Origin of the sequence: Tunicatimonas sp. (assembly GCF_049647865.1) — a bacterium.
Taxonomy (GTDB): Bacteria; Bacteroidota; Bacteroidia; order Cytophagales; family Cyclobacteriaceae; genus Tunicatimonas.
Genome location: NZ_JBARYM010000137.1, coordinates 1 through 11,602, shown reverse-complemented (window position 1 = coordinate 11,602; position 11,602 = coordinate 1). Strand labels below are relative to the sequence as shown.

At 44.6% G+C, this 11,602-nt stretch carries 6 protein-coding genes and 2 pseudogenes; 4 read left to right on the top strand and 4 right to left on the bottom strand.

Going from position 1 to position 11,602, the window contains the following annotated elements; all coding sequences use genetic code 11:
* From infB to rimP, 3 genes are all read right to left on the bottom strand, one after another.
* The coding region (gene infB / locus WBA23_RS04360; RefSeq protein ID WP_424581024.1) for a translation initiation factor IF-2 at positions 1-2,411 on the bottom strand (2,411 nt) is incomplete at its 3' end.
* A gap of 37 nt (positions 2,412-2,448) precedes the next feature.
* On the bottom strand, positions 2,449-3,693 hold the full coding sequence (gene nusA / locus WBA23_RS04355; protein WP_424581025.1) for a transcription termination factor NusA: 1,245 nt from the start codon (positions 3,691-3,693) through the stop codon (positions 2,449-2,451).
* A gap of 7 nt (positions 3,694-3,700) precedes the next feature.
* The gene (gene rimP / locus WBA23_RS04350) at positions 3,701-4,180 is read right to left on the bottom strand and encodes a ribosome maturation factor RimP (protein ID WP_424581023.1); all 480 of its coding nucleotides are present in this window, start codon (positions 4,178-4,180) and stop codon (positions 3,701-3,703) included.
* Positions 4,181-4,439: 259 nt separating this feature from the next.
* On the opposite strand from rimP, the gene WBA23_RS04345 reads away from it, so the two are divergent.
* Positions 4,440-5,441, top strand: a complete 1,002-nt coding sequence (locus WBA23_RS04345; RefSeq protein WP_424581022.1) for a M28 family peptidase — start codon at positions 4,440-4,442, stop codon at positions 5,439-5,441.
* Positions 5,442-5,463: 22 nt separating this feature from the next.
* On the opposite strand, the pseudogene metH reads toward WBA23_RS04345, so the two are convergent.
* Positions 5,464-9,253 (bottom strand): annotated as a pseudogene (gene metH / locus WBA23_RS04340) (methionine synthase).
* 237 nt (positions 9,254-9,490) lie between these two features.
* On the opposite strand from metH, the gene WBA23_RS04335 reads away from it, so the two are divergent.
* From WBA23_RS04335 to WBA23_RS04325, 3 genes and pseudogenes are all read left to right on the top strand, one after another.
* Positions 9,491-10,378: a geranylgeranylglycerol-phosphate geranylgeranyltransferase gene (locus WBA23_RS04335; RefSeq protein ID WP_424581021.1), complete on the top strand. Its 888-nt coding sequence runs from the start codon at positions 9,491-9,493 to the stop codon at positions 10,376-10,378.
* 144 nt (positions 10,379-10,522) lie between these two features.
* A complete protein-coding gene (gene purN / locus WBA23_RS04330) occupies positions 10,523-11,119 on the top strand; it encodes a phosphoribosylglycinamide formyltransferase (protein ID WP_424581020.1) in 597 nt (198 codons plus the stop codon).
* Between the two features lie 155 nt (positions 11,120-11,274).
* Positions 11,275-11,550, top strand: a pseudogene (locus WBA23_RS04325) (bifunctional phosphoribosylaminoimidazolecarboxamide formyltransferase/IMP cyclohydrolase); the annotation flags it as partial.
* Between the last annotated feature and the right edge of the window lie 52 nt (positions 11,551-11,602).

Here is an 11,602-nt window from a genome sequence, read left to right as displayed (position 1 = left end):
GATAAAGCCTCTACCGAACCATCTACGTCACCCTTCACAATAACGTTTAGTTCACGGAATGAGCCAATCGCTAAGCGACGACCAATTTCATCTAGCGTAATATGTTTTTTGGTACGTAGTGACTGTTCGCGCTGGATTTGCTCTCGCTTGGTAGCAATCTCCCTAGCTTCCCGATCAGTTTCCATCACGTTAAATTTGTCACCCGCTTGTGGAGCTCCATCCAAACCGAGCATCTGCACCGGAGTAGCGGGGGGAATTCTTTCCATCTTCTTGCCCCGGTGATCAAACATCGCTTTCACTTTACCAAACTGTGAACCAGCTAAGATCACGTCACCTATCTTCATGGTACCTGATTCTACCAAAAGGGTAGTCACGTAGCCACGACCACGGTCGAGCGTAGCTTCAATCACCGTTCCAGCCGCCGGGCGGTCAGGATTAGCTTTTAACTCCAGTAGCTCTGACTCGAGCAGTACTTTCTCTAACAGTTCATCAACGCCCTGCCCAGTTTTAGCTGATATTTCCTGGCTCTGATATTTTCCACCCCATTCTTCTACCAGAATATTAACTCCCGACAATTCTTCACGAATTTTATCAGGGTTAGCATTCGGACGGTCAATTTTATTGATCGCAATTACAATGGGAACTCCCGCTACTTGAGCGTGATTAATTGCCTCTTTAGTTTGAGGCATTACGGCATCATCGGCAGCTACCACAATAATTACTACGTCAGTTACTTGGGCGCCTCTGGCTCGCATAGCAGTAAAAGCTTCGTGACCCGGAGTATCCAGGAAAGCAATGCGTTTACCACTTTCGGTCATTACATCATAAGCTCCAATATGCTGAGTAATTCCGCCAGCTTCGCCTTCGGTTACCTTAGAACTACGGATGTAGTCAAGTAAGGATGTTTTACCGTGGTCAACGTGCCCCATAATTGTTACGATCGGCGCACGATCCTCTAAATCCTCGGCACTATCTTCTTTAACCTCAACAGCAATCTCTTCTTTAGCATCAACGAATTCTACCTCAAAACCAAATTCATCAGCAATGACGGTAATCGTTTCAGCATCTAATCGCTGGTTAATGGAAACAAACATGCCGAGCGACATACAGGTGGAAATCACCTCGTTTACGCTCACATTCATTAGCGATGCTAAATCGTTGGCTGAGATAAACTCAGTTACTTTCAGCGCTTGTTGCTCCTGCGCCTCCTGTATTGCCTGTTCCTCCCGTTCTTTTCGGGCATCTCTGCGACGATCTTGACGAGCTTTTCCTCGTCTTTTGTTACCACCGCTCAGGCGCGCCAGCGTTTCTTTGATTTGCTCTTGTACCTCTTTATCGGAAATTTCCTCCTTCTTCTTACCGCCACCTCGCTTGCTGCCGCCTCGGCGATTATCTTGTCGGCCTCCACCCTGGCGATTATCCTGCCTTCCACCTTGCTGTGTGTTAGGTCGGCTATCATCCTTGATACGGCGGCGACGCTTACGCTTTTTCTTGCGCTCATCCGAAGATGCCACCGGAGTTGCTTTATCTTTCTTTTTAGGCTCAGAAGGCAATTCAATTTTACCCAATACGTTTAAGCCCTGCAGTTTGTCAGCCTTGGCTTTAATTACCTGCGGCTCTTTCTTCTCTTCAACTTCTTCTTTTTTGGCCTTTTCCGGTTCTTCATTCGCCGTTTTCTCAGCCTCTTTTTCATCTGCCTGCTCGGCTGGTTTCTCCTTCGCTTCAGGTACCTCAGTATTTTCAGCAGCAGGAGCTTCTTCTGTTGGCTTAGATTCCTCTTGAGGAGGCTCAGGTTCATCCTTAGGCTGAACCGCCGGAGGTGCTACCTCTTCTTTGGGTGCTACGTCTTCAACTTTTGCTGCCGGGCTAGCTTCTTCCTTTTCGGCTTCTACCTTAGGAGCTTCCTCAGCCTCTTTTTTCTGTTTAGCTGGCTTTGGCTTTTTCTTGCTGCTTACCTCATCCAGGTCAATCTTACCTAATACATTCAATCCCTGTAGCTTAGGAGCGCCCACACTGTCTGTTTCTTCTTCCTTCTTAGGGGGTGATGGAGCCTCCTGGGGCTCTGTACTTTCCGTAACCTGCTTTTCTTCCCGAGAGGCTTTCTCAGCCTCTAATTTTTTGATAAACAGCTCCTCTTCGTCTTGCTTCTCCGGCGGGGTATGTTTTCCAGTAGCATCAATAATCTGATTCTCTTCCCGACTACCGATGGTAAGCGCCGACGCTTCTTCTTTATCCATAGCCGATGAGGCGAATTCCTTGGCTAGCACATCGTACTGATCCTTTGGAATTTTTGCATTCGGACTACGATCTATATCAAAGCCTTTTTTGCTCAAAAATTCCACGATGGTGTTACGTCCCACGTTGAATTTTCGGGCAACTTGGCTAAGCCTCATCGTTTTTTCTTCTACCATACTCAAATATGAGTTATTTTTCGCGTTTTGTAAAATTTTATTCAAATTCCTGGCGTAGGATAGAAAGGATATCCTCCACCGTTTCTTCTTCTAAATCGGTACGCCTCACTAACTCTTCTTTCGTTAATGATAGTACACTTTTGGCGGTATCCAGCCCAATCTTTTTGAACTCATCAATCACCCAGCTTTCTACTTCATCAGAAAATTCATCCAGATCAACATCCTCATCGGCTTCTAGCCCAAGCGTTTCGCGGAACACATCAATTTCATAACCCACCAAACGACTGGCAAGTTTAATATTTTGACCGCCTCGGCCAATGGCTAATGATACCTGATCGGGCTTTAAGAAAACTGATACTCGCTTTTCATCTTCATCAATTTTGATAGAGCTAATTTTAGCTGGACTTAAGGAGCGGGTGATATACAGTTCCAAATTGTCGGTAAAGTTAATTACGTCGATGTTTTCGTTCTGCAACTCCCGCACAATGCTGTGAATTCTTGAGCCCTTCATTCCTACGCAGGCTCCTACCGGATCAATTCGGTCATCGTAAGAGGCTACCGCTACTTTGGCCCGTTCGCCGGGTTCACGCACAGTATTCTTCATCTCAATCAGGCCGTCGTACACCTCGGGAACTTCCATCTCAAACAAACGCTCCAGAAACTTTTCGGAGGTGCGCGACATAATGATGCGCGGGTTTCCATTCACCATTTCTACTCGGTGAACAATCGCCCGTACCGATTCGCCCTTGCGAAACCGGTCTTTCGGAATCTGTTCCGAACGAGGCATAATTAATTCGTTGCCTTCACCATCAATCAGCAAAAGCTCGCGGCTTAGAATTTGGTAGACCTCACCAACAATAATTTCGCCTACCAAATCCTTGTACTTCTGAAATAGAATATCTTTCTCCAGATCTTTTACTTTCTGAATTAGTGTTTGGCGAGCCATCATTACGGTACGACGCCCAAAATCTTCCAGCTTAATTTCTTCGGCTACTTCTTCACCAATCTCAAAATCAGGTTCAATTTTTTGTGCTTCGGTAAGACTTATTTTGTCGTGGTCCCAAATATCTTCGGAATCGTCGTCTACAATTTCCCGAAAGCGCCAAATCTCCAGATCGCCTTTGTCAGCGTTAATAATAACATCAAAGTTTTCGTCAGTTTCGTATCGCTTACGAACCATCGCCCGGAAAACGTCTTCCAGAATGCGAATCATGGTGGGACGGTCAATATTTTTGCCCCGGGCAAAATCCGCAAACGACTCGATTAAAGTTGCCGTATCCATCATATGCTTAGAATGTAACTAGTACGTTAGTTTTTTTAATTTGATCAAAAGGAATGCGGACCACCTGCGGCGGTTCACTTTTCTTCTTCTTTTTACCTTTAGCTGCCGACTCAAGTTCTATGGCCTCATCTGATACACTTAGTAATATTCCTTGAATGGTTTTGCTATCCTGCGTTAGCACCTTCACTGTGCGTCCTACATTTTTCTGATACTGCCGATACAGCTTCAGCGGCTGGTCTAAACCGGGTGAAGAAACCTCTAGTACGTATTTCCCACTAACTAATTCTTCCTCTTCCAACCGACTAGCCAAAGTTCGACTCACCTCAGCACATGTATCAATAGAAATTCCTTCGTCACCATCAACGTGTACAACCACTTTAGTACCAGCAGGAGTTTGGTTCACACGAGTGTCTACCAGAAAAAAACGACTATCTTTTTCCTCCAAAAGACTAGAAACCCACTGCGTAATTTTGTCTGGTATTGCCATAAATTATAACAAAAAAGAGGGGACGATTGCCCCCTCTTGAATGTTGCCGTAACAAACTTCTGCAAAGTTAGCAAATATGTTATTTAAAGCAAAGGTATTGAAGAAAGTGACTTACTATCCCTGAAGATATTTATGATTACCTATTTAGCCTGTTGATGCAACAACACCAGAATCAACAAAATTCATTTTTACCATTGGTTCGCAAATTTTTTAGTTTTATTCACCGTTATGCTGAAAAGAAAATAATAATAGCAATGCTATGACGAACAAAATCTGGCCGCACTATTGTATAATAAGTTGCATTACCTTTTTGGTAGGTTGCCAGTCGGGCTCAGTAGAAGAAACAACGAAGCAAACCGAAGAGCCAAAGTACGTTCCAACCTATAATGCTGACTCAGCTTACGCTTATCTGGAAGCTCAGGTAGCTTTTGGGCCACGCGTACCTAACTCAGTCGCGCATCAAGAATGCCAGGAATATCTAGTAGAAAAATTAGAACAGTTTGGTGCTGAAGTGCAATTACAATCGTTTGAAGCTACCGCTTACAATGGCACTGTGCTTAATCTTAATAATATTATTGCTACCTATCAGCCCGATAAATCGAAGCGTATTTTGTTGGCAGCTCACTGGGATACTCGACCTTACGCTGATAAAGACTCGACGCGAATCGAAGAACCCATTTTAGGAGCGAATGATGGAGCTAGTGGAGTAGCCGTATTATTAGAAATGGCTCGGGCAATAAACCAGGATTCGCTCCCCGATGTGGGGATTGATATTATTCTGTTTGATGGAGAAGATTACGGAGAACCGGAAAATTACAAAGAACCTGCTTCTGAAAGTTCGCAGCAGGTATACTGGTGTTTAGGTTCTCAGTATTGGTCGAAGAACAAACATGAACCGCGCTATTCAGCGTATTATGGCATCTTACTGGATATGGTAGGGGCGAAAAACGCTACTTTCTACCAGGAAGGAGTTTCTCGTCAGGCGGCTCCTAGTATACTAAAACGAATTTGGGATACAGGGCATCAGTTAGGTCACGGACAGTATTTTGTTTATAAGAATAGTCCTGATATCGTAGACGACCACGTATACGTGAACTACCAAGCCAAAATTCCGATGGTAAATATTATTGAGCACGAACCCACCAGCGAATTCTACTTTGCCGACTACCACCACACTCATGCGGATAATATGGACATTATTGGCCAGGAAACGCTAAAAGCGGTAGGCGAAACCGTGATGTACGTGGTGTATCAGGAATAACGCAATACTGTACCACAAAATACTAATTCTCTAAGTATGGACTCAACCATTTTCGGCATACGTCTAACGGCATATCTTTGCGTTGAGCGTAATCTTTTAGCTGATCTTCATCAATGCGGGAGATGCCAAAGTAGCGGGACTGCGGATGCGAGAAGTACCAGCCACTGACCGAAGCAGCGGGAAACATGGCAAAGTTTTCGGTCAGATAGATTCCGGTATTTTCGGTAACATCTAGCAGGGAGAATAGTGTTTCTTTTTCAGTGTGATCAGGACAAGCTGGGTAACCGGGAGCCGGACGAATACCGGCGTATTTTTCCCGGATTAAGGCTTCGTTGTCTAATTCTTCATCGGGAGCGTAGCCCCAGAATTCACGACGGACACGGCGGTGCATTAATTCAGCGAAAGCTTCAGCGAGGCGATCGGCCAAAGCTTTCACCATAATGGAATTATAGTCGTCGTGGTCGGCTTCAAAGCGTTTGGCAATTTCTTCGGAGCCTACTCCTGTGGTTACAGCGAAACCACCCACATAATCAGTTAATTCAGTATCTTTGGGCGCAACAAAATCAGCTAGGCTGAAGTACTCTTTACCGGCCGCTTTTTTAGTTTGCTGGCGCAAATGATGTAAAGTAGTTAGCTTCTGACTACGATCTTCCTCACCTTTATTAAAACGGTACAGTTCAATATCGTCGCAACGTACGGTATTAGCCGGGAAGAAACCAATCACCGCATTAGCCGTAATCCATTTCTCCTGAAGCATCTTCGCCAGCATTTCCTGGGCATCAGCGTAGAGGGATTGGGCTTCTGTTCCTACCACTTTATCATCCAGAATATTAGGAAATTTTCCGGCCAGCTCCCAGGTCATAAAGAATGGAGTCCAGTCAATGTACTGGGCAATTTCTTCTAACGGATATTCCTTAAAGACCTTCGTGCCTAAAAACTGCGGTTTTTTTACTTGCCGATCCGACCAATCCACTTGAAACTTATTAGCTCGGGTTTCAGCCAAGGAAGTAAACGCTTTACGGGTTTTCTTTCCGGCGTGGCGATCGCGCATCTGCTGGTATTCTTCCTGAATTTTCTGTTTGAAGCCATCGCGAGCTTCCTGATTGAGCAGGTTACTAGCCACTGGTACCGAACGAGAAGCATCCAGCACGTGAATAACCCCTTGCTGATAGCTCGGCTCTATTTTCACCGCAGTATGAATCTTGGAAGTAGTCGCTCCCCCAATTAGTAGGGGGGTAGTAAATCCTTGCTCATCCATCAGCTTGGCTACGTTCACCATTTCATCTAGCGAAGGGGTAATAAGGCCACTTAAACCAATGATGTCTACATTTTCTTCGCGGGCTTTATCCAGAATTTTTTGAGCCGGAACCATCACTCCCATATCAATTACATCGTAGTTATTGCAGCCTAGCACTACTGCCACGATATTCTTACCAATATCGTGCACATCACCCTTCACCGTAGCCATCAGAATTTTTCCTTTACTCTGGACTACGCCCCCTTTTTCTTCTTCAATAAAGGGAATAAGGTAGGCTACGGCTTTCTTCATCACCCGGGCACTTTTTACTACCTGGGGCAAAAACATCTTTCCTGCTCCGAACAAGTCGCCCACTACATTCATCCCATCCATTAGGGGGCCTTCAATCACTTGAATAGGCCGGTCAAACTGCTGACGGGCTTCCTCCGTGTCTTGCTCAGCAAATTCAGCAATTCCTTTAACTAATGCGTATTCTAATCGCTTTTCTACCGGTTCACGTCGCCAAGAGTCATCTACTTTTTTCTTTTCTTTTCCGTTCCCTCTTACCTGTTCGGCAAACTCAATCAGTCGCTCGGTAGCATCATCGCGCCGATCAAGTAGTACGTCTTCAATTCGTGCTAGCAAATCTTTCGGAATATCGTCGTACACCTCCAGCATGGTAGGGTTGACAATGCCCATGTCCATGCCGGCTCGTTTGGCGTGATACAGAAAAGCCGAGTGCATGGCTTCGCGAACGGTGTTGTTGCCGCGAAAAGAGAACGATACATTACTCACCCCGCCGCTTACGTGCGCTCCGGGTAGGTTCTCACGTACCCACTTTGTAGCTAGAAAGAAGTCCAGCGCATTACGGCGGTGCTCTTCCATTCCGGTGGCAACGGGGAAGATATTCAGGTCAAGAATAATATCTTGAGGTGGGAAGTTTACTTGATTGACTAAGATGTTGTAGGAACGCTGTGCAATTTCAATACGACGCTCGTAATTATCCGCTTGCCCATCTTCATCGAAAGCCATAACTATAACGGCGGCACCGTATTTCCTTACTAGTTTAGCCTGCCGAATGAACTCTTCTTCTCCCTCCTTCATGCTGATGGAGTTCACCACCGATTTCCCCTGCACTACTTTCAACCCAGCCTCAATAATAGGCCACTTGGAAGAATCGATCATGAAAGGAACACGGGCAATGTCTGGCTCAGAAGAAATAAGATTGACGAACTTCACCATGCAGGCTTCACCGTCTAGCATTCCATCATCCATATTAATATCGATGATTTGTGCACCATTTTCTACTTGGTCGCGAGCTACTTCAACAGCTTCTTCGTACTTTTCTTCGGCAATGAGGCGAGCAAATTTGCGCGACCCGGTTACATTGGTTCGTTCACCAATATTAACAAAGCCCGTATGCTCATTAACAACTAAGGGCTCCAGTCCGCTGAGGCGTAAAGGTTGGATATTAGCATCAGATAAAACCTGAGCAACCAAAGTATCTTCTAACGAAGTTTTCGACATAAAGCAGTAATAACTATAATTATACAGTAACGGGCAGACTTAAGCGAGATACCGGGCGAGGAGAATAGTTTTCAGCCATTCGGGCAATGGCCTGAATATGATCAGGGGTAGTACCGCAGCAGCCACCTACAACATTTAAGTATCCCTTTTGAGCGAAAGCCTCAATCTCAGCAGCCATCTCATCGGGAGTTTGATCGTACTCACCAAACTCGTTGGGCAAACCGGCATTAGGATGAGCCGTAACCAAGCAATGAGCGTGACGCGATAATTCTCGTAGATATGGCTGTAAATCTTTAGCTCCCAGCGCACAATTCAATCCCACGCTGAATAAGTTGCCATGCATAATCGAACTCCAGAATGCTTCGGTCGTCTGGCCCGATAGCGTACGTCCACTCGCATCGGTAATGGTACCAGAAACCATAGTCGGTAGCGAAATATGATTTTCCTCAAAGTAGGTTTGAATCGCAAACAGAGCCGCTTTAGCATTCAGGGTATCAAAAACTGTTTCTACCAAAAGCATATCTGCCCCGCCTTCTACCAATCCAGTAATTTGCTCTTGATACGCCGCTACTAGTTCGTCAAAAGTTACCGCTCGGTAGCCCGGATCATTTACATCGGGTGACAAAGAGGCAGTTTTGTTGGTTGGCCCTAAAGAACCGGCTACAAAGCGAGGCTTATCTGGTTCGCGAGCTGTAAATTCATCGGCTACCTTCCGAGCAATTTTCGCCGACTGGAAGTTAATATCATACACTAAGCTTTCCAGTCCGTAGTCTGCTTGAGCAATAGCGGTTCCACTAAACGTATTGGTTTCGGCAATATCAGCTCCTGCCTCAAAATAAGCCTGATGAATCTCGCGAATTACATCGGGTCGGGTAACCGATAAAAGGTCATTATTCCCTTGCAGGGGATGAGGGTGGTCTTTCAGCGCTTCATTCCGAAAATCATCTTCTCCCAGCTTATGCCGCTGAATCATGGTGCCCATGGCCCCATCTAAAATTAAAATTCGTTCTTGCGCTAGTGCTAATAATTGTTCTTCCCGCGAATTCATAAGAAATTGATCTAATTCGAGTTGCTAAGTTACTACAAGTTTGCTAAATTATTGTACCGTCAGTCACTATCTAGCTTAGTAATCACCCGAATTTATTGCCAAATGTGCAAAGGGTAATGGGAGTACTTGATAGCAATAGGCGTTATAACCTAAATTTTCTGAGATTCATTCGTTGAAGTGCTTTTTTATTACTTGTTGGATAAATCAATATTGAGCAATTTACGTTTTAGTAAAGTCATGGGAAATGTTAAAGCGTTACGGATACCATTCCGATTATTTTACTGGACCAAGGGGTTTGCTAAACTCACACGAGTGTATAACCTTCTTTTTCTAGCTTTAACTCAGTACTTTGCCGCTTATTTTTTGGTAGATGTGCATTACGGGCAACGGGCCTACCTTACTGATGTCCGGTTGTTTTTACTGGTTTTCTCTACGGTTTGTATTGCGGCCGCCGGTTACATGATTAACGATTATTACGATGTTAAAATTGATTTGATCAATCGGCCGCAGCGCGTGGTTGTAGGCACTACCTTAAAGCGTCGTTATGTAATGGTTGGACACGTAGCTCTCTCGATGTTTGGTATTCTGATAGGGTTTCTACTTTCTTGGCAAATAGGAGTTATTCATTGTGGAAGCGTTTTTTTGCTATGGTTATATTCTAATCGTCTGAAGAGGTTACCATTTATTGGTAATCTTATTATTGCAGTATTATCTGGTATGGCCGTAGCATTGGTGGGGATTTATTACCGTGAGCAGGAGTTTCTGGTGTTTACTTATGCCCTATTCGCATTCGCAATATCGCTGCTGCGAGAGATTATTAAAGATATGGAAGACCTGCCTGGCGACCAAACCTTCGGCTGTCGCACCTTACCAGTAGCCTGGGGAATTTACCGAACTAAGAATTTGCTATATATTTTATCGGCTATCTTCATTTTTCTTTTGTTCTTTCTATCCGGAAAGTTAGGTAATCAAACCCTTATTACGTACTTCATTCTTCTGGTTGTTCCTATTACATTTTTCATTGTTCGCTTAGTACGGGCCGATACCCGGCGTGATTTTACGCTACTAAATAACTTTTGTAAGTTGCTGATATTGAGCGGAATTGTTAGTATGGTCTTCTTTTAGTTTTTAACGTTAAGTATTAAGGTACTGTAGTTTGATCAAGCCATTGCGGAACGGTGTTCAGGGGTTCAACATGAATACATAAGCACTATACTACTTCGCCTCGCAACATCGTAGAACAATCACTAATTTTGTATATTCGCCCGTATGAAACACTTGGCGGTATTTGCCTCCGGCAGCGGCACCAATGCCGAACGGATTTTTGAGCGATTTCGTGACCATACCTCTATTCGGGTAGCCGTGCTGCTTACCAACAATCCGAACGCAGGAGCTATTGCCCGGGCCGCTCGCTTTAATATTCCGGTAGAGATACTCGAGAAGAGCGCACTTACCCAAACTGATAGAGTGTTAGAAAAACTCCGGTCGTATCAGGTGGATTGGATTGTATTGGCGGGTTTTATGCTCATGATTCCGCCGGGCTTAATTGATACTTTTCCAAATCGAATTGTAAACATTCATCCAGCCTTACTGCCCGCTTACGGCGGAAAGGGTATGTACGGGATACGTGTTCACCAAGCAGTAGTAGAGGCGAAGGAAGAAGTAACGGGCATCACTATTCACTATGTAAATGAAAACTACGATGAGGGTGCCGTTATTTTTCAAGTAAGCTGTACGGTACAACCCTACGATACTGCCGAAACTGTAGCCGATAAAGTACATCACCTTGAGCACGAGTACTATCCTCAAATTATTGAAGAAACGATAAGGCAGAAGACCGGAGACCGGAAAAGAGTAGAAAGATAGAGGGATGGAAGGTGAAATACGAAAAGTTATGAACATTGAAAGATTAAGTATCAGCCATCAGCCATCAGCCATCAGCCATCAGCCATCAGCCATCAGCCATCAGCCATCAGCCATCAGCCATCGAACAATTTAGCAATTGAACAATTAACATACTTATGAATCATACTATTCAATCGGCTCTTATCTCTGTATACCATAAAGATCAGTTGGAACCTATTATACAGCAACTACATCAGATGGGAGTGACTATTTATTCTACCGGAGGAACCCAAAAATTTATTGAAGAACAAGGCACTTCAGTTACGGCAGTAGAAGACTTAACCGGTTATCCGTCTATCTTAGGAGGAAGGGTGAAAACGCTACACCCAAAGGTGTTTGGCGGTATCTTGTATCGTCGTGAGAATGAAGGTGATCAAAGTCAGGTTAGCGAGTAAGATATTCCAGCGTTGGACCTAATAATTGTTGATTTATACCCTTTTGAAG

Excerpts from the sequence above, each read along its gene's own strand:
- WBA23_RS04335 (WP_424581021.1), top strand. The coding sequence starts at position 9,491 with ATGGGAAATGTTAAAGCGTTACGGATACCATTCCGATTATTTTACTGG.
- nusA (WP_424581025.1), bottom strand. The coding sequence starts at position 3,693 with ATGGATACGGCAACTTTAATCGAGTCGTTTGCGGATTTTGCCCGGGGC.
- purN (WP_424581020.1), top strand. The coding sequence starts at position 10,523 with ATGAAACACTTGGCGGTATTTGCCTCCGGCAGCGGCACCAATGCCGAA.
- rimP (WP_424581023.1), bottom strand. The coding sequence starts at position 4,180 with ATGGCAATACCAGACAAAATTACGCAGTGGGTTTCTAGTCTTTTGGAG.
- WBA23_RS04345 (WP_424581022.1), top strand. The coding sequence starts at position 4,440 with ATGACGAACAAAATCTGGCCGCACTATTGTATAATAAGTTGCATTACC.